Raw genomic sequence first — 19,602 nt, 5'->3', positions numbered from 1 at the left:
TGTCTCGCGATCTTTTTAAAGGATCAAAAGATCGCGAGGCGAGCTCGCTCCTACAAGGCCGGGTTTTTACGGTTTGATCAGGCGTGCGTCGAGGCTATTTTGCGCCAGGCGCTTGGCTTGGTCTTGGGTCATGCCCAGGTCGGTGTACAGCGCGTGGAAGTTCTCGGTCACGTAACCGCCGAAATAGGCCGGGTCGTCGGAGTTGACGGTGACTTTCACGCCGCGCTCGAGCATGTCGAGAATGTTGTGTTGCGACATGTGATCGAACACGCACAGTTTGGTGTTGGACAGCGGGCAGACGGTCAGCGGGATTTGCTCGTCGATGATGCGTTGCATCAAGCGCTCGTCTTCAATCGCGCGCACGCCGTGGTCGATACGCTGGATTTTCAGCAGGTCGAGGGCTTCCCAGATGTACTCCGGCGGGCCTTCTTCGCCGGCGTGGGCCACGGTCAGAAAACCTTCGTGGCGGGCACGGTCAAACACGCGCTGGAACTTGCTCGGCGGGTGGCCCATTTCTGAACTGTCCAGGCCTACGGCGACAAATGCATCGCGAAATGGCAGTGCCTGGTCGAGGGTTTTTTGCGCTTCTTCTTCGCTCAAGTGGCGCAGGAAGCTCAGGATCAAGCCACTGGTGATGCCCAGTTGCTGTTCGCCGTCTTTGAGTGCAGCGGCGATGCCATTCAGTACCACTTCAAACGGCACGCCACGATCGGTGTGGGTTTGCGGGTCGAAGAAGGGTTCGGTGTGAATAACGTTCTGAGCCTTGCAGCGCAACAGGTAAGCCCAGGTCAGGTCGTAGAAATCCTGAGAGGTGCGCAGTACGTCTGCGCCTTTGTAGTAGAGGTCGAGAAACTCTTGCAGGTTATTGAAGGCATAGGCCTTGCGCAAGGTTTCAACATCGTTCCAGGGGAGGGCGACTTTGTTGCGCTCGGCCAGCGAGAACAGCAACTCGGGCTCTAGAGAACCTTCAAGGTGCAGGTGCAGTTCTGCTTTTGGCAGGGCGTTCAGCCAGTCATACATATTCGTTTTTCTCATCAGATCAGGTGCAGATGGCGGCATTCTACAGGCGTCGGACGACACAGCTTGTAAAAATGCCCCCGCCATTTGTCGCACCAACTGCGTTTGAGCGGCCAGTCAGACCCTTCTAATGGCGTGCCTGTGAACTAAGGTGTAACGAAACGTTAGTGAGTTTTGGCAGTCTGTGACCTCACAACGTGTATTCGACTCTCGGCAAAAGGCCTGCGATGCTGACTTTATTGAAAGATGAAAAACTCCTCCTCCTGGCGGTGGCGATGGTCGGCGTGGCTTTCCCGCTGGAACATTGGTTATTGGGCAGTGGTCAGGCCACGGCGCTGATCGGGGGCTTGGTCCTGATTGCGGCGATTGTCTGCGCTTCGATGCGGGTAGCGCATCACGCTGAGGTCCTGGCTGAAAAGGTCGGCGACCCTTATGGGACGATGATTCTTACGCTGTCTGCGGTGCTGGTAGAAGTGGTCATCCTGGCCATCATGATGAGCAACGAGCCGTCGCCGACCTTGGTGCGTGACACGATTTATTCGGCGGTGATGCTCGATATCAACGGCATCCTCGGTTTGGCCGCGCTGATGGGCGGGATCAAACATGGCGAGCAGTCCTACAACGACGATTCGGCCCGCACGTACAGCGTGATGATTCTGACGGCCATGGGTGTGTCGATGGTGGTGCCGGAATTTATCCCTGAGGCCGACTGGAAAATTTACTCCGCCTTCACCATTGGCGCGATGGTGCTGCTGTATGCGGTGTTTTTGCGCATGCAGGTGGGGCCGCACAGTTACTTTTTCAGTTACAGCTACCCGGAAAAAAAAGGCCGCAAGCGCGAGCCAGAAGGGACGCCGACCAATGTAAAGCTGTCGATCGCCATTCTCGGGCTGGGGGTGATTGTGATCGGTGCCCTGGCGGAGGTGATGTCCAAGGCGCTGGACCTTGGCCTTGAGGGGACGGGCGCGCCGCCGGTGATGACGGCAATTGTGGTTGCGGCCATCTCGGCGGCACCGGAAATTCTGACGGCGCTACGGGCCGCGTTGGCCAACCGCATGCAATCGGTGGTGAATGTGGCCTTGGGCGCTTCGTTGTCCACGGTGATTTTGACGGTGCCTGCCATGGAGGCGATGGCGCTGTATACCGGCCAACCCTTTCAGATGGCGATGACCCCGGTGCAGACGGTGATGGTGCTGATTACGCTGGTGGTGTGCGCGATCAATTTGAATGACGGTGAGACCAATGCCATTGAGGGCATGACGCATTTCGTATTGTTTGCCACGTTCATCATGTTGTCGCTGCTGGGGCTTTAAGCGATGGGCAGCCTGTGACGGCTGCCCTTCACACGGCTACCAGGGAATGGTCTGACCCTTGTAGTCGATATAGTGATGACCGCCTTTACCGGCATACGCATAGAGCTGTTCGACGATGCCTCGGATGCTGGTGTCGACGTCAATGTCGCCGGTACCGCGAGTCAGGTCGGTTTTGACGACGCCCGGGTGGATGGAGAGCACGGTTGGTCGCGGCTCCGGGAGTTGCGTCACAAAGGTGTTGGTCAATGAATTGAGCGCGGCCTTGCTAGCTTTGTAGAGTGCAAGATACGGGGCGTTGGGATTGGTGATGCTGCCCAGCCTTGAGCTCATGAATGCCAGAACGCCATTGTCCTTTTTGATACTGCCGACAAAGGCTTGAGCCACGTTAACGGGCGCCACGCTGTTGGTCAGGAACAATTGGCCAATCTCGGCGAGGCTGGCGGCCCCGGAGGTTTGATCGTCCGGGCCCTTGATGCCGGCGTTAATAAAAACCAGGTCAAACACGTCTGCGCTCAAGCGCTGGTGCAGGGCGTTGATGGCTTGCAGGTTGTCGATGTCGAGTTGCTCGACCTGCACGTTATCCAGTTTTTTTAATGCCTCTGCGCGCTGAGGGTCCCGAACGGTTGCGGTTACTTGCCAGCCGTCATGGGAAAGCGCTGTCACCAGTCCCAGACCCAGCCCACGTGAGGCGCCTACGATTAGTGCTTTTTTTGCTGCCATGAATTCGCCCTCTTTAGCGTTAAGGAAGTCACCGTTAGCTGTTTTTACGCCTTCCCTGTGCGAGTGCCCAGCGCTTGTGTGTGCGCTCTCATCAAATGATGAGTAGGAACGATAGGCAGGCAGAGGTCAGGTGATGGTCTTGAATATCTGTAATTGATTAAAAAACGCACAAGATTAAGTAAGCGTTATGGGGGCTGAATCGCCGGGGACTTTACACGGGTTATCCACAGGTTGTTCCACAGTATCTGTGCGCAACTTGAATGCACCGGTATAAGCACTGCATCCCTTTGTTCTAACCGCGATATGCAACGCTAAAGTATTGTTTTGTCTGTGTTTTTCTCAAAGCGCGGCTGATTTGGATAAAAAACGTACAAATGGCTGAAAGGCCCGTAATAAAAGGGCTGTAGCCGTGTGTGCTCAGGTTATCCACAGTTGGGTGCACAGTGATTGTGGGCAAGTGGTGAGGCGCAGGTTATTACACGCTTACGCGTCGCTGTTTGTGGTGTCCCGGTGCAACAGGATTCTGCCGCGACTGATGCCGGCCAGTTGTTGCTGCAGAGCTGGAATGTGTTCTTCGCCTAGCTCCAGCTGTAAATCAACCCCGTTGGCGGTAAAGGTTTCTTGGGTGAGCAGGCCATCCAGTTCGGCCAGACGCAATTTAACCAAGGCCAGTTCACTGAAATGGCAGGTGCACTGCAGGGGGACGCGGCTGATGAGCGGGAGTTTCTCTGCCCCTTGCAGGCACTTATTGGCGCCACCGCCATAGGCGCGCGCGAGCCCCCCGGTGCCCAGTTGGATGCCGCCGTACCAACGGATAACCAGTACCACGACTTGATCGCAGTCTTGCGCTTCAATCGCCGACAGGATCGGCCGCCCTGCGGTGCCACCAGGTTCGCCATCATCGCTGCTGCGGTATTGGGCGCCGAGTTTCCAGGCCCAGCAGTTGTGGGTGGCGTTGAGGTCGCTGTGTTGTTCGATGAAGTCTTGGGCTTGCTGGGCGCTGGTAATCGGGGCGGCCAGTGTGATGAAGCGGCTTTTGCGGATTTCTTCGCGGTATTCGCAAAGGCCGGTGAGGGTCGAGGGCATGTGGTTTCCGAACATTGGCTGGAGGCTTGAAGCCGCCGTTTACGTTAGCGCGTCGCTTCCAGGCTCTCAAGGAAACTTTCCAGCACCAGGTGTGGCCGTCGGCCTTTGCGGGTGACCGAGGCGAGGCTTAAGTCATAAAAACGCGTTTTGGCTTTCAAGGCGCGCAGGCGGCCTTGCTGTACCCAGAAGCTGGCGTAGTGATCGGGCAGGTAGCCGATGTAGCGCCCGGTCAAAATCAAGAACGCCATGCCTTCTCGGTCGGATGCGCTGGCGGTGCAGTTGAGTGCCTGGTAGTGCGCCTGGATGTCGGCTGGCAGGCGAAAGGTCGGGGCAATGGCGTCCTGGTCATTGAGGCGCTGGTCTTCCAGTTGCCGGTCATCGACATAAAACAGCGGGTGGCCGACGGCGCAGTAAAGCAGTGAGCGCTCGCTGTACAGTGGCTGATATTCAAGCCCGGAGAGTGCGCTGGCCTGGGGAACGACGCCTACATGAAGGCGGCCGTCGAGAACGCCTTGTTCCACTTCGTTGGGGGCGATCATACGAATGTGGATTTGCACGTCAGGTCCGCGTTCCTTGAGTTGTGCCAGCGCATGGGTGATACGCATGTGGGGCAGGGTGACCAGGTTGTCGGTGAGGCCAATGGTCAACTCACCGCGCAGGTGTTGGTGCAGGCCGTTGACCTCGGTACGAAAACTTTCCAGTGCACCTAATAACTGCAGCGCTGACTGATACACCTCGCGGCCTTCTTCTGTCAGGGAGAACCCTGCTCGACCCCGTTGGCACAGACGTAAACCGAGGCGTTGTTCGAGGTCGCTCATCTGTTGGCTGATGGCCGAGCGGCCAATCCCGAGCACGGTTTCTGCGGCTGAAAAACCACCGCATTCGACAACGCTGCGAAAGATCCGGAGCAATCGAATATCAAAGTCGCTGACTTGGGCCAGTGCATCGGGACGACGGGTGCTCATAGTTTAGTCCGGGCCTAACTAAAGGTTAGAAGAGTTGGATTTCATCGACTTTATAGCCGTGGCAATTTAGCTGCAACAACGCTTTCAATCCCACGCCGCTTTCTGCTTTGCGAGGTTTTGCCGATGAACATGCCCGAAAATGCCGAAATCTCAGTGACTAGCCAGCTCAAGCTGGATGCTCATTGGATGCCTTACACCGCTAACCGTAACTTCCATCGCGATCCGCGTTTTATCGTTGGCGCGAAAGGTAGTTATCTGACGGACGATAAAGGTCGGCAAATCTACGATTCGCTGTCAGGTCTGTGGACCTGTGGTGCTGGGCATACACGCACAGAAATCCAGGAAGCAGTGGCCAAGCAACTGGGCACCCTCGATTATTCGCCTGCGTTCCAGTACGGGCACCCGCTGTCATTCCAGCTGGCAGAGAAAATCACCTCGCTGACCCCAGGTAATTTGAACCACGTGTTTTTCACTGACTCGGGTTCTGAGTGTGCGGATACTGCGGTGAAGATGGTGCGGGCTTACTGGCGTTTGAAAGGCCAGTCGACCAAAACCAAGATGATTGGCCGTGCCCGTGGTTATCACGGGGTGAACATTGCCGGCACGAGCCTGGGCGGTGTGAACGGTAACCGTAAGCTGTTTGGCCAGGCGATGAGTGATGTTGATCACTTGCCGCACACGCTTTTGGCGAGCAACGCGTTCTCACGCGGCATGCCGGAGCAGGGTGGTATTGCGCTGGCTGATGAGTTGCTCAAGCTGATCGAGTTGCATGACGCGTCGAATATCGCGGCGGTGTTTGTGGAGCCTATGGCAGGTTCGGCAGGTGTACTGGTGCCGCCTCAGGGTTATCTGAAACGTCTGCGTGAAATCTGCGATCAACACAACATCCTGTTGGTGTTCGATGAGGTGATCACCGGGTTTGGTCGTACAGGCTCGATGTTTGGTGCTGACAGCTTCGGCGTAACTCCGGACTTGATGTGTATTGCCAAGCAAGTGACCAACGGCGCGATCCCGATGGGCGCGGTGATTGCCACCACTGAGATTTATCAGACGTTCATGAATCAGCCGACGCCTGAATACGCGGTTGAATTCCCACACGGCTATACCTATTCGGCTCACCCTGTGGCCTGTGCTGCGGGCCTGGCTGCGCTGGATCTGCTGCAAAAGGAAAACCTGGTGCAGAGCGTTGCTGAAGTCGCGCCGCACTTTGAGAATGCGATCCATGGTTTGAAGGGCGTGAAAAACGTCATCGACATTCGTAACTATGGCTTGGCGGGTGCCATTCAAATTGCCCCGCGTGATGGTGACGCAATTGTTCGTCCGTTTGATGCGGCGATGAAATTGTGGAAGGCGGGTTTCTACGTACGCTTTGGTGGCGACACCCTGCAGTTCGGCCCAACCTTTAATAGCAAGCCGCAAGACCTGGATCGTTTGTTCGATGCGGTCGGTGAAGCGCTGAACCAGATTGACTGATCCTTCTATCTATAGAAGCGGTTTTGGGAATAGAGGCAGGCGCGCAGCGTTCGCGCCTGTGGACAACTTTTTGGAGCACCCATGAGCACCATTCAACATTTCATCAATGGCGAATTTCTGAGCGACTCTGGTCGTACCGCTGATGTGTTTAACCCGTCGACCGGTAAAGTGATTCATCAAGTGCCGCTGGCCAGTCGCGAAACCATTCAAAAAGCCATCGACTCAGCCAAGGCTGCTTTCCCGGCTTGGCGCAATACGCCACCGGCCAAGCGTGCTCAGGTGATGTTCCGCTTCAAGCAGTTGCTGGAGCAGAACGAAGCGCGCATCTCCCAGTTGATCAGCGAAGAACACGGCAAGACCCTGGAAGACGCTGCGGGTGAACTGAAGCGCGGAATTGAGAACGTTGAGTTTGCGTGCTCTGCGCCAGAAATCCTGAAGGGTGAATACAGCCGTAACGTTGGACCGAACATTGATGCATGGTCGGATTTCCAACCGCTGGGTGTGGTTGCAGGCATTACGCCTTTCAACTTCCCGGCTATGGTTCCGCTGTGGATGTACCCGCTGGCGATTGTGTGCGGTAACTGTTTCATCCTCAAACCGTCGGAACGCGATCCAAGCTCGACCTTATTTATTGCACAGTTGCTGCATGAAGCCGGTCTGCCCAAGGGCGTGCTGAGCGTGGTGCATGGTGACAAAGGCGCTGTGGATGCGTTGATTGAAGCGCCGGAAGTTAAAGCGCTGAGTTTTGTGGGTTCAACGCCGATTGCTGAATACATTTATGCCGAAGGCACCAAGCGCGGCAAACGTGTGCAGGCGTTGGGCGGGGCGAAGAACCACGCGGTGCTGATGCCGGATGCGGATCTGGATAACGCTGTGAGTGCGCTGATGGGGGCGGCTTACGGTTCTTGCGGCGAGCGTTGCATGGCCATTTCGGTTGCGGTGTGTGTTGGCGATCAGGTTGCTGATGCGTTGGTGGCCAAGCTGGTACCGCAAATCAAGGCGCTGAAAATCGGTGCAGGCACTTCGTGCGGTCTGGACATGGGGCCTTTGGTCTCGGGGCAGGCGCGTGACAAGGTCAGCGGCTATGTCGAGGATGGTGTTGCTGCCGGTGCAGAGCTGGTCGTCGATGGTCGCGGCTTGAGCGTCAAGGATCATGAAGATGGCTTCTTCCTGGGCGGCTGCCTGTTTGATCGTGTGACGCCACAGATGCGCATCTATAAAGAAGAGATCTTTGGTCCAGTGCTGTGCATCGTGCGGGTTAATAGCCTGGAAGAGGCGATGCAACTGATCAACGATCACGAATACGGTAACGGCACCTGCATCTTCACCCGTGATGGTGAGGCGGCTCGCCTGTTCTGCGACGAGATCGAAGTGGGTATGGTCGGGGTGAACGTTCCGCTGCCAGTGCCTGTGGCGTACCACAGTTTTGGTGGTTGGAAGCGTTCCCTTTTCGGTGACCTGCATGCCTATGGTCCGGACGGTGTTCGGTTTTATACGCGCCGCAAGGCGATCACTCAGCGTTGGCCGCAACGTGCCAGCCATGAAGCGTCGCAGTTTGCATTCCCGAGTCTGTAAGTTGGGTTGCAGCTGTATATAGAAGAAGAGAGGCCAGCCGTTAGGCTGGCCTCTACTTTTATGGCTTTTGGCGCGTTGTGACAGAATTATGAATTTAGGGCTTGACTCAGAATTCTAGCGGCCTATAATTCGCACCACTTCCGGCGCAGTCGAAACGGAAAACTCCTTGAATATCAATGAGTTGGATGATTTTGACGGTGCTAGCTTCAATTCACCGAAGCAGGAAATGAGGTGTTGACAGCAGCGTGTAACGCTGTAGAATTCGCCTCCCGCTAACGAGAGATCGAAAGCGCAAGTGGTTGATGTTACAGAGGAAGCTTTGAAAACATCTTAAAATAACCGCTTGACAGCAACAGAGGCTGCTGTAGAATGCGCGCCTCGGTTGAGCGAAAGCTTAACCAACCGCTCTTTAACAACTGAATCAAGCAATTCGTGTGGGTGCTTGTGGAGTCAGGCTGATAGTCAAAAAGATTATCAGCATCACAAGTTACTCCGCGAGAAATCAAAGATGTAACCAACGATTGCTGAGCCAAGTTTAGGGTTTCTTAAAAACCCAAAGATGTTTGAACTGAAGAGTTTGATCATGGCTCAGATTGAACGCTGGCGGCAGGCCTAACACATGCAAGTCGAGCGGTAGAGAGAAGCTTGCTTCTCTTGAGAGCGGCGGACGGGTGAGTAATACCTAGGAATCTGCCTGATAGTGGGGGATAACGTTCGGAAACGGACGCTAATACCGCATACGTCCTACGGGAGAAAGCAGGGGACCTTCGGGCCTTGCGCTATCAGATGAGCCTAGGTCGGATTAGCTAGTTGGTGAGGTAATGGCTCACCAAGGCTACGATCCGTAACTGGTCTGAGAGGATGATCAGTCACACTGGAACTGAGACACGGTCCAGACTCCTACGGGAGGCAGCAGTGGGGAATATTGGACAATGGGCGAAAGCCTGATCCAGCCATGCCGCGTGTGTGAAGAAGGTCTTCGGATTGTAAAGCACTTTAAGTTGGGAGGAAGGGCAGTAAATTAATACTTTGCTGCTTTGACGTTACCGACAGAATAAGCACCGGCTAACTCTGTGCCAGCAGCCGCGGTAATACAGAGGGTGCAAGCGTTAATCGGAATTACTGGGCGTAAAGCGCGCGTAGGTGGTTTGTTAAGTTGAATGTGAAATCCCCGGGCTCAACCTGGGAACTGCATCCAAAACTGGCAAGCTAGAGTATGGTAGAGGGTAGTGGAATTTCCTGTGTAGCGGTGAAATGCGTAGATATAGGAAGGAACACCAGTGGCGAAGGCGACTACCTGGACTGATACTGACACTGAGGTGCGAAAGCGTGGGGAGCAAACAGGATTAGATACCCTGGTAGTCCACGCCGTAAACGATGTCAACTAGCCGTTGGGAGTCTTGAACTCTTAGTGGCGCAGCTAACGCATTAAGTTGACCGCCTGGGGAGTACGGCCGCAAGGTTAAAACTCAAATGAATTGACGGGGGCCCGCACAAGCGGTGGAGCATGTGGTTTAATTCGAAGCAACGCGAAGAACCTTACCAGGCCTTGACATCCAATGAACTTTCTAGAGATAGATTGGTGCCTTCGGGAACATTGAGACAGGTGCTGCATGGCTGTCGTCAGCTCGTGTCGTGAGATGTTGGGTTAAGTCCCGTAACGAGCGCAACCCTTGTCCTTAGTTACCAGCACGTAATGGTGGGCACTCTAAGGAGACTGCCGGTGACAAACCGGAGGAAGGTGGGGATGACGTCAAGTCATCATGGCCCTTACGGCCTGGGCTACACACGTGCTACAATGGTCGGTACAAAGGGTTGCCAAGCCGCGAGGTGGAGCTAATCCCATAAAACCGATCGTAGTCCGGATCGCAGTCTGCAACTCGACTGCGTGAAGTCGGAATCGCTAGTAATCGTGAATCAGAATGTCACGGTGAATACGTTCCCGGGCCTTGTACACACCGCCCGTCACACCATGGGAGTGGGTTGCACCAGAAGTAGCTAGTCTAACCTTCGGGAGGACGGTTACCACGGTGTGATTCATGACTGGGGTGAAGTCGTAACAAGGTAGCCGTAGGGGAACCTGCGGCTGGATCACCTCCTTAATCGACGACATCAGCTGCTCCATAAGTTCCCACACGAATTGCTTGATTCATTGTAGAAGACGATAACTGCAGAGTTACTCTGTGGTTTTTCTGTCGTAAAGCTTAGAAATGAGCATTCCATCAAATGATGGTGAATGTTGATTTCTGATCTTTTGATTAGATCGTTCTTTAAAAATTTGGGTATGTGATAGAAAGATAGACTGAATGACACTTTCACTGGTGTTTATTCAGGCTAAGGTAAAATTTGTGATTCTCTTAATTGAGTATGCGAATTTTCGGCGAATGTTGTCTTCATAGTATAACCAGATTGCTTGGGGTTATATGGTCAAGTGAAGAAGCGCATACGGTGGATGCCTTGGCAGTCAGAGGCGATGAAAGACGTGGTAGCCTGCGAAAAGCTTCGGGGAGTCGGCAAACAGACTTTGATCCGGAGATGTCTGAATGGGGGAACCCACCTAACATAAGTTAGGTATCTTAAGCTGAATACATAGGCTTAAGAAGCGAACCAGGGGAACTGAAACATCTAAGTACCCTGAGGAAAAGAAATCAACCGAGATTCCCTTAGTAGTGGCGAGCGAACGGGGACCAGCCCTTAAGCTGTATTGATGTTAGCGGAACGCTCTGGAAAGTGCGGCCATAGTGGGTGATAGCCCTGTACGCGAAAACATCTTTGCAGTGAAATCGAGTAGGACGGAGCACGAGAAACTTTGTCTGAATATGGGGGGACCATCCTCCAAGGCTAAATACTACTGACTGACCGATAGTGAACTAGTACCGTGAGGGAAAGGCGAAAAGAACCCCGGAGAGGGGAGTGAAATAGATCCTGAAACCGTATGCGTACAAGCAGTGGGAGCCTACTTTGTTAGGTGACTGCGTACCTTTTGTATAATGGGTCAGCGACTTATTTTCAGTGGCAAGCTTAACCGAATAGGGGAGGCGTAGCGAAAGCGAGTCTTAATAGGGCGTCTAGTCGCTGGGAATAGACCCGAAACCGGGCGATCTATCCATGGGCAGGTTGAAGGTTGGGTAACACTAACTGGAGGACCGAACCGACTACCGTTGAAAAGTTAGCGGATGACCTGTGGATCGGAGTGAAAGGCTAATCAAGCTCGGAGATAGCTGGTTCTCCTCGAAAGCTATTTAGGTAGCGCCTCATGTATCACTGTAGGGGGTAGAGCACTGTTTCGGCTAGGGGGTCATCCCGACTTACCAAACCGATGCAAACTCCGAATACCTACAAGTGCCGAGCATGGGAGACACACGGCGGGTGCTAACGTCCGTCGTGAAAAGGGAAACAACCCAGACCGTCAGCTAAGGTCCCAAAGTTATGGTTAAGTGGGAAACGATGTGGGAAGGCTTAGACAGCTAGGAGGTTGGCTTAGAAGCAGCCACCCTTTAAAGAAAGCGTAATAGCTCACTAGTCGAGTCGGCCTGCGCGGAAGATTTAACGGGGCTCAAACCATACACCGAAGCTACGGGTATCACTTAGGTGATGCGGTAGAGGAGCGTTCTGTAAGCCTGTGAAGGTGAGTTGAGAAGCTTGCTGGAGGTATCAGAAGTGCGAATGCTGACATGAGTAACGACAATGGGTGTGAAAAACACCCACGCCGAAAGACCAAGGTTTCCTGCGCAACGTTAATCGACGCAGGGTTAGTCGGTCCCTAAGGCGAGGCTGAAAAGCGTAGTCGATGGAAAACAGGTTAATATTCCTGTACTTCTGGTTATTGCGATGGAGGGACGGAGAAGGCTAGGCCAGCTTGGCGTTGGTTGTCCAAGTTTAAGGTGGTAGGCTGGAATCTTAGGTAAATCCGGGATTCTAAGGCCGAGAGCTGATGACGAGTTGTCTTTTAGACAACGAAGTGGTTGATGCCATGCTTCCAAGAAAAGCTTCTAAGCTTCAGATAACCAGGAACCGTACCCCAAACCGACACAGGTGGTTGGGTAGAGAATACCAAGGCGCTTGAGAGAACTCGGGTGAAGGAACTAGGCAAAATGGCACCGTAACTTCGGGAGAAGGTGCGCCGATGAGGGTGAAGCATTTACTGCGTAAGCTCACGTCGGTCGAAGATACCAGGCCGCTGCGACTGTTTATTAAAAACACAGCACTCTGCAAACACGAAAGTGGACGTATAGGGTGTGACGCCTGCCCGGTGCCGGAAGGTTAATTGATGGGGTTAGCTAACGCGAAGCTCTTGATCGAAGCCCCGGTAAACGGCGGCCGTAACTATAACGGTCCTAAGGTAGCGAAATTCCTTGTCGGGTAAGTTCCGACCTGCACGAATGGCGTAACGATGGCGGCGCTGTCTCCACCCGAGACTCAGTGAAATTGAAATCGCTGTGAAGATGCAGTGTATCCGCGGCTAGACGGAAAGACCCCGTGAACCTTTACTATAGCTTTGCACTGGACTTTGAATTTGCTTGTGTAGGATAGGTGGGAGGCTTTGAAGCGTGAACGCCAGTTTGCGTGGAGCCATCCTTGAAATACCACCCTGGCAACTTTGAGGTTCTAACTCAGGTCCGTTATCCGGATCGAGGACAGTGTATGGTGGGTAGTTTGACTGGGGCGGTCTCCTCCTAAAGAGTAACGGAGGAGTACGAAGGTGCGCTCAGACCGGTCGGAAATCGGTCGTAGAGTATAAAGGCAAAAGCGCGCTTGACTGCGAGACAGACACGTCGAGCAGGTACGAAAGTAGGTCTTAGTGATCCGGTGGTTCTGTATGGAAGGGCCATCGCTCAACGGATAAAAGGTACTCCGGGGATAACAGGCTGATACCGCCCAAGAGTTCATATCGACGGCGGTGTTTGGCACCTCGATGTCGGCTCATCACATCCTGGGGCTGAAGCCGGTCCCAAGGGTATGGCTGTTCGCCATTTAAAGTGGTACGCGAGCTGGGTTTAGAACGTCGTGAGACAGTTCGGTCCCTATCTGCCGTGGACGTTTGAGATTTGAGAGGGGCTGCTCCTAGTACGAGAGGACCGGAGTGGACGAACCTCTGGTGTTCCGGTTGTCACGCCAGTGGCATTGCCGGGTAGCTATGTTCGGGAAAGATAACCGCTGAAAGCATCTAAGCGGGAAACTTGCCTCAAGATGAGATCTCACTGGAACCTTGAGTTCCCTAAAGGGCCGTCGAAGACTACGACGTTGATAGGTTGGGTGTGTAAGCGCTGTGAGGCGTTGAGCTAACCAATACTAATTGCCCGTGAGGCTTGACCATATAACACCCAAGCAATTTGAGTAGGCTTTGTAAGCAAAGCGACCAGATTGCGGTGTGTGAAGACGATATAAACCGAAAGTTTGCAATTCACAAAACACCGACTCTATTACATACCCATTCGCTGGAGCGTTACGTAAGTAACGACCTGGCTACCGAATTTCTTGACGACCATAGAGCATTGGAACCACCTGATCCCATCCCGAACTCAGTAGTGAAACGATGCATCGCCGATGGTAGTGTGGGGTTTCCCCATGTGAGAGTAGGTCATCGTCAAGATTAAATTCCAAAATCCCTGTCTGCTCGCGCAGACGGGGATTTTGTTTTTGTATAAGTACAAGCTTTGTAAAAAGCTGTACTGCTAGTTAGGTCAATGACCTGGTTAGCAAGTCGATTGAAAGTAGCAGGAAATGAGGTGTTGACAGCAGCGTGTAACGCTGTAGAATTCGCCTCCCGCTAACGAGAGATCGAAAGCGCAAGTGGTTGATGTTACAGAGGAAACTTTGAAAACATCTCAAAATAACCGCTTGACAGCAACAGAGGCTGCTGTAGAATGCGCGCCTCGGTTGAGCGAAAGCTTAACCAACCGCTCTTTAACAACTGAATCAAGCAATTCGTGTGGGTGCTTGTGGAGTCAGACTGATAGTCAAAAAGATTATCAGCATCACAAGTTGCTCCGCGAGAAATCAAAGATGTAACCAACGATTGCTGAGCCAAGTTTAGGGTTTCTTAAAAACCCAAAGATGTTTGAACTGAAGAGTTTGATCATGGCTCAGATTGAACGCTGGCGGCAGGCCTAACACATGCAAGTCGAGCGGTAGAGAGAAGCTTGCTTCTCTTGAGAGCGGCGGACGGGTGAGTAATACCTAGGAATCTGCCTGGTAGTGGGGGATAACGTTCGGAAACGGACGCTAATACCGCATACGTCCTACGGGAGAAAGCAGGGGACCTTCGGGCCTTGCGCTATCAGATGAGCCTAGGTCGGATTAGCTAGTTGGTGAGGTAATGGCTCACCAAGGCTACGATCCGTAACTGGTCTGAGAGGATGATCAGTCACACTGGAACTGAGACACGGTCCAGACTCCTACGGGAGGCAGCAGTGGGGAATATTGGACAATGGGCGAAAGCCTGATCCAGCCATGCCGCGTGTGTGAAGAAGGTCTTCGGATTGTAAAGCACTTTAAGTTGGGAGGAAGGGCAGTAAATTAATACTTTGCTGTTTTGACGTTACCGACAGAATAAGCACCGGCTAACTCTGTGCCAGCAGCCGCGGTAATACAGAGGGTGCAAGCGTTAATCGGAATTACTGGGCGTAAAGCGCGCGTAGGTGGTTTGTTAAGTTGAATGTGAAATCCCCGGGCTCAACCTGGGAACTGCATCCAAAACTGGCAAGCTAGAGTATGGTAGAGGGTAGTGGAATTTCCTGTGTAGCGGTGAAATGCGTAGATATAGGAAGGAACACCAGTGGCGAAGGCGACTACCTGGACTGATACTGACACTGAGGTGCGAAAGCGTGGGGAGCAAACAGGATTAGATACCCTGGTAGTCCACGCCGTAAACGATGTCAACTAGCCGTTGGGAGTCTTGAACTCTTAGTGGCGCAGCTAACGCATTAAGTTGACCGCCTGGGGAGTACGGCCGCAAGGTTAAAACTCAAATGAATTGACGGGGGCCCGCACAAGCGGTGGAGCATGTGGTTTAATTCGAAGCAACGCGAAGAACCTTACCAGGCCTTGACATCCAATGAACTTTCTAGAGATAGATTGGTGCCTTCGGGAACATTGAGACAGGTGCTGCATGGCTGTCGTCAGCTCGTGTCGTGAGATGTTGGGTTAAGTCCCGTAACGAGCGCAACCCTTGTCCTTAGTTACCAGCACGTAATGGTGGGCACTCTAAGGAGACTGCCGGTGACAAACCGGAGGAAGGTGGGGATGACGTCAAGTCATCATGGCCCTTACGGCCTGGGCTACACACGTGCTACAATGGTCGGTACAAAGGGTTGCCAAGCCGCGAGGTGGAGCTAATCCCATAAAACCGATCGTAGTCCGGATCGCAGTCTGCAACTCGACTGCGTGAAGTCGGAATCGCTAGTAATCGTGAATCAGAATGTCACGGTGAATACGTTCCCGGGCCTTGTACACACCGCCCGTCACACCATGGGAGTGGGTTGCACCAGAAGTAGCTAGTCTAACCTTCGGGAGGACGGTTACCACGGTGTGATTCATGACTGGGGTGAAGTCGTAACAAGGTAGCCGTAGGGGAACCTGCGGCTGGATCACCTCCTTAATCGACGACATCAGCTGCTCCATAAGTTCCCACACGAATTGCTTGATTCATTGAAGAAGAAGACGATAAGCAGCTTTAAGCTACAAGCTGATAGCTCACGCTAACAGTTGCAAGCTCGAAATTGGGTCTGTAGCTCAGTTGGTTAGAGCGCACCCCTGATAAGGGTGAGGTCGGCAGTTCGAATCTGCCCAGACCCACCAATTTTGTGTGGAAAGTACCTGTAGAAATATGGGGCCATAGCTCAGCTGGGAGAGCGCCTGCCTTGCACGCAGGAGGTCAACGGTTCGATCCCGTTTGGCTCCACCATAAACTGCTTCTGTATCGTAAAGCTTAGAAATGAGCATTCCATCAAGCGATGGTGAATGTTGATTTCTGATCTTTTGATTAGATCGTTCTTTAAAAATTTGGGTATGTGATAGAAAGATAGACTGAATGACACTTTCACTGGTGTTTATTCAGGCTAAGGTAAAATTTGTGATTCTCTTAATTGAGTGTGCGAATTTTCGGCGAATGTTGTCTTCATAGTATAACCAGATTGCTTGGGGTTATATGGTCAAGTGAAGAAGCGCATACGGTGGATGCCTTGGCAGTCAGAGGCGATGAAAGACGTGGTAGCCTGCGAAAAGCTTCGGGGAGTCGGCAAACAGACTTTGATCCGGAGATGTCTGAATGGGGGAACCCACCTAACATAAGTTAGGTATCTTAAGCTGAATACATAGGCTTAAGAAGCGAACCAGGGGAACTGAAACATCTAAGTACCCTGAGGAAAAGAAATCAACCGAGATTCCCTTAGTAGTGGCGAGCGAACGGGGACCAGCCCTTAAGCTGTATTGATGTTAGCGGAACGCTCTGGAAAGTGCGGCCATAGTGGGTGATAGCCCTGTACGCGAAAACATCTTTGCAGTGAAATCGAGTAGGACGGAGCACGAGAAACTTTGTCTGAATATGGGGGGACCATCCTCCAAGGCTAAATACTACTGACTGACCGATAGTGAACTAGTACCGTGAGGGAAAGGCGAAAAGAACCCCGGAGAGGGGAGTGAAATAGATCCTGAAACCGTATGCGTACAAGCAGTGGGAGCCTACTTTTTAGGTGACTGCGTACCTTTTGTATAATGGGTCAGCGACTTATTTTCAGTGGCAAGCTTAACCGAATAGGGGAGGCGTAGCGAAAGCGAGTCTTAATAGGGCGTCTAGTCGCTGGGAATAGACCCGAAACCGGGCGATCTATCCATGGGCAGGTTGAAGGTTGGGTAACACTAACTGGAGGACCGAACCGACTACCGTTGAAAAGTTAGCGGATGACCTGTGGATCGGAGTGAAAGGCTAATCAAGCTCGGAGATAGCTGGTTCTCCTCGAAAGCTATTTAGGTAGCGCCTCATGTATCACTGTAGGGGGTAGAGCACTGTTTCGGCTAGGGGGTCATCCCGACTTACCAAACCGATGCAAACTCCGAATACCTACAAGTGCCGAGCATGGGAGACACACGGCGGGTGCTAACGTCCGTCGTGAAAAGGGAAACAACCCAGACCGTCAGCTAAGGTCCCAAAGTTATGGTTAAGTGGGAAACGATGTGGGAAGGCTTAGACAGCTAGGAGGTTGGCTTAGAAGCAGCCACCCTTTAAAGAAAGCGTAATAGCTCACTAGTCGAGTCGGCCTGCGCGGAAGATTTAACGGGGCTCAAACCATACACCGAAGCTACGGGTATCACTTAGGTGATGCGGTAGAGGAGCGTTCTGTAAGCCTGTGAAGGTGAGTTGAGAAGCTTGCTGGAGGTATCAGAAGTGCGAATGCTGACATGAGTAACGACAATGGGTGTGAAAAACACCCACGCCGAAAGACCAAGGTTTCCTGCGCAACGTTAATCGACGCAGGGTTAGTCGGTCCCTAAGGCGAGGCTGAAAAGCGTAGTCGATGGAAAACAGGTTAATATTCCTGTACTTCTGGTTATTGCGATGGAGGGACGGAGAAGGCTAGGCCAGCTTGGCGTTGGTTGTCCAAGTTTAAGGTGGTAGGCTGGAATCTTAGGTAAATCCGGGATTCTAAGGCCGAGAGCTGATGACGAGTTGTCTTTTAGACAACGAAGTGGTTGATGCCATGCTTCCAAGAAAAGCTTCTAAGCTTCAGATAACCAGGAACCGTACCCCAAACCGACACAGGTGGTTGGGTAGAGAATACCAAGGCGCTTGAGAGAACTCGGGTGAAGGAACTAGGCAAAATGGCACCGTAACTTCGGGAGAAGGTGCGCCGATGAGGGTGAAGCATTTACTGCGTAAGCTCACGTCGGTCGAAGATACCAGGCCGCTGCGACTGTTTATTAAAAACACAGCACTCTGCAAACACGAAAGTGGACGTATAGGGTGTGACGCCTGCCCGGTGCCGGAAGGTTAATTGATGGGGTTAGCTAACGCGAAGCTCTTGATCGAAGCCCCGGTAAACGGCGGCCGTAACTATAACGGTCCTAAGGTAGCGAAATTCCTTGTCGGGTAAGTTCCGACCTGCACGAATGGCGTAACGATGGCGGCGCTGTCTCCACCCGAGACTCAGTGAAATTGAAATCGCTGTGAAGATGCAGTGTATCCGCGGCTAGACGGAAAGACCCCGTGAACCTTTACTATAGCTTTGCACTGGACTTTGAATTTGCTTGTGTAGGATAGGTGGGAGGCTTTGAAGCGTGAACGCCAGTTTGCGTGGAGCCATCCTTGAAATACCACCCTGGCAACTTTGAGGTTCTAACTCAGGTCCGTTATCCGGATCGAGGACAGTGTATGGTGGGTAGTTTGACTGGGGCGGTCTCCTCCTAAAGAGTAACGGAGGAGTACGAAGGTGCGCTCAGACCGGTCGGAAATCGGTCGTAGAGTATAAAGGCAAAAGCGCGCTTGACTGCGAGACAGACACGTCGAGCAGGTACGAAAGTAGGTCTTAGTGATCCGGTGGTTCTGTATGGAAGGGCCATCGCTCAACGGATAAAAGGTACTCCGGGGATAACAGGCTGATACCGCCCAAGAGTTCATATCGACGGCGGTGTTTGGCACCTCGATGTCGGCTCATCACATCCTGGGGCTGAAGCCGGTCCCAAGGGTATGGCTGTTCGCCATTTAAAGTGGTACGCGAGCTGGGTTTAGAACGTCGTGAGACAGTTCGGTCCCTATCTGCCGTGGACGTTTGAGATTTGAGAGGGGCTGCTCCTAGTACGAGAGGACCGGAGTGGACGAACCTCTGGTGTTCCGGTTGTCACGCCAGTGGCATTGCCGGGTAGCTATGTTCGGGAAAGATAACCGCTGAAAGCATCTAAGCGGGAAACTTGCCTCAAGATGAGATCTCACTGGAACCTTGAGTTCCCTAAAGGGCCGTCGAAGACTACGACGTTGATAGGTTGGGTGTGTAAGCGCTGTGAGGCGTTGAGCTAACCAATACTAATTGCCCGTGAGGCTTGACCATATAACACCCAAGCAATTTGAGTAGGCTTTGTAAGCAAAGCGACCAGATTGCGGTGTGTGAAGACGATACAAACCGAAAGTTTGCAACTCACAAAACACCGACTCTATTACATACCCATTCGCTGGAGCGTTACGCACGTAACGACCTGGCTACCGAATTTCTTGACGACCATAGAGCATTGGAACCACCTGATCCCATCCCGAACTCAGTAGTGAAACGATGCATCGCCGATGGTAGTGTGGGGTTTCCCCATGTGAGAGTAGGTCATCGTCAAGATTAAATTCCAAAATCCCTGTCTGCTCACGCAGACGGGGATTTTGTTTTTGTGCTCGAAAAAACACTGAGCATCCCCCTGCAACAAACAATCGATAAACCCTGCGAAACCCCCAATCAGCACTGGACACCCCCACC

Annotated in this window: 7 protein-coding genes, 2 tRNA genes and 6 rRNA genes; 11 read left to right on the top strand and 4 right to left on the bottom strand. The window is 52.8% G+C overall.

Annotated elements, in window-relative coordinates; translation table 11 throughout:
- Positions 1 to 66: 66 nt before the first annotated feature.
- Positions 67 to 1,020: an adenosine deaminase gene (locus tag ACJJU9_RS21825; RefSeq protein ID WP_048366460.1), complete on the bottom strand. Its 954-nt coding sequence runs from the start codon at positions 1,018 to 1,020 to the stop codon at positions 67 to 69.
- 224 nt (positions 1,021 to 1,244) lie between these two features.
- Between ACJJU9_RS21825 and ACJJU9_RS21820 the strand changes: the two genes are divergently transcribed.
- A complete protein-coding gene (locus tag ACJJU9_RS21820) occupies positions 1,245 to 2,330 on the top strand; it encodes a calcium:proton antiporter (RefSeq protein WP_407729509.1) in 1,086 nt (361 codons plus the stop codon).
- 36 nt (positions 2,331 to 2,366) lie between these two features.
- Here ACJJU9_RS21820 and ACJJU9_RS21815 read toward each other — a convergent pair whose 3' ends face one another.
- The 3 genes from ACJJU9_RS21815 to ACJJU9_RS21805 all read right to left on the bottom strand — a co-directional run bounded on the left by ACJJU9_RS21815 (position 2,367) and on the right by ACJJU9_RS21805 (position 5,101).
- Positions 2,367 to 3,050, bottom strand: coding sequence for an SDR family oxidoreductase (locus tag ACJJU9_RS21815; RefSeq protein ID WP_407729508.1), 684 nt, complete (start codon positions 3,048 to 3,050; stop codon positions 2,367 to 2,369).
- Positions 3,051 to 3,533: 483 nt separating this feature from the next.
- Positions 3,534 to 4,136, bottom strand: coding sequence for a YigZ family protein (locus ACJJU9_RS21810; protein ID WP_153331932.1), 603 nt, complete (start codon positions 4,134 to 4,136; stop codon positions 3,534 to 3,536).
- Positions 4,137 to 4,180: 44 nt separating this feature from the next.
- Positions 4,181 to 5,101 carry a LysR family transcriptional regulator gene (locus ACJJU9_RS21805; protein ID WP_048390343.1) on the bottom strand — a complete coding sequence of 307 codons (921 nt, stop codon included), beginning with the start codon at positions 5,099 to 5,101 and terminating at the stop codon, positions 4,181 to 4,183.
- Positions 5,102 to 5,224: 123 nt separating this feature from the next.
- Here ACJJU9_RS21805 and ACJJU9_RS21800 point away from each other — a divergent pair, with 123 nt between their 5' ends.
- The 10 genes from ACJJU9_RS21800 (at position 5,225) to rrf (ACJJU9_RS21755) (ending at position 19,467) form a co-directional block, all read left to right on the top strand.
- Positions 5,225 to 6,574: an aspartate aminotransferase family protein gene (locus tag ACJJU9_RS21800; RefSeq protein ID WP_048366455.1), complete on the top strand. Its 1,350-nt coding sequence runs from the start codon at positions 5,225 to 5,227 to the stop codon at positions 6,572 to 6,574.
- 81 nt (positions 6,575 to 6,655) lie between these two features.
- Positions 6,656 to 8,149, top strand: coding sequence for a CoA-acylating methylmalonate-semialdehyde dehydrogenase (locus ACJJU9_RS21795; protein WP_153434661.1), 1,494 nt, complete (start codon positions 6,656 to 6,658; stop codon positions 8,147 to 8,149).
- A 565-nt stretch (positions 8,150 to 8,714) separates the two neighbouring features.
- Positions 8,715 to 10,251 (top strand): 16S ribosomal RNA (locus ACJJU9_RS21790).
- Positions 10,252 to 10,574: 323 nt separating this feature from the next.
- Positions 10,575 to 13,466, top strand: a 23S ribosomal RNA gene (locus ACJJU9_RS21785).
- Between the two features lie 160 nt (positions 13,467 to 13,626).
- Positions 13,627 to 13,742, top strand: a 5S ribosomal RNA gene (gene rrf, locus ACJJU9_RS21780).
- 470 nt (positions 13,743 to 14,212) lie between these two features.
- Positions 14,213 to 15,749, top strand: a 16S ribosomal RNA gene (locus ACJJU9_RS21775).
- A 123-nt stretch (positions 15,750 to 15,872) separates the two neighbouring features.
- Positions 15,873 to 15,949: transfer RNA gene (locus tag ACJJU9_RS21770), tRNA-Ile, on the top strand.
- Positions 15,950 to 15,979: 30 nt separating this feature from the next.
- A tRNA-Ala gene (locus ACJJU9_RS21765) sits at positions 15,980 to 16,055 on the top strand.
- A gap of 245 nt (positions 16,056 to 16,300) precedes the next feature.
- A 23S ribosomal RNA gene (locus ACJJU9_RS21760) occupies positions 16,301 to 19,191 on the top strand.
- 160 nt (positions 19,192 to 19,351) lie between these two features.
- A 5S ribosomal RNA gene (rrf, locus tag ACJJU9_RS21755) occupies positions 19,352 to 19,467 on the top strand.
- Together the 16S, 23S and 5S rRNA genes with 2 tRNA genes alongside form the textbook arrangement of a ribosomal RNA operon.
- The last annotated feature ends 135 nt before the right edge of the window (positions 19,468 to 19,602 follow it).

The organism is Pseudomonas helleri (assembly GCF_045830615.1).
In the GTDB taxonomy this organism is placed as follows: Bacteria; Pseudomonadota; Gammaproteobacteria; order Pseudomonadales; family Pseudomonadaceae; genus Aquipseudomonas; species Aquipseudomonas helleri.
Note: the sequence above shows the minus strand (reverse complement) of the source record. Positions and strands in the feature narration are given on the sequence as shown.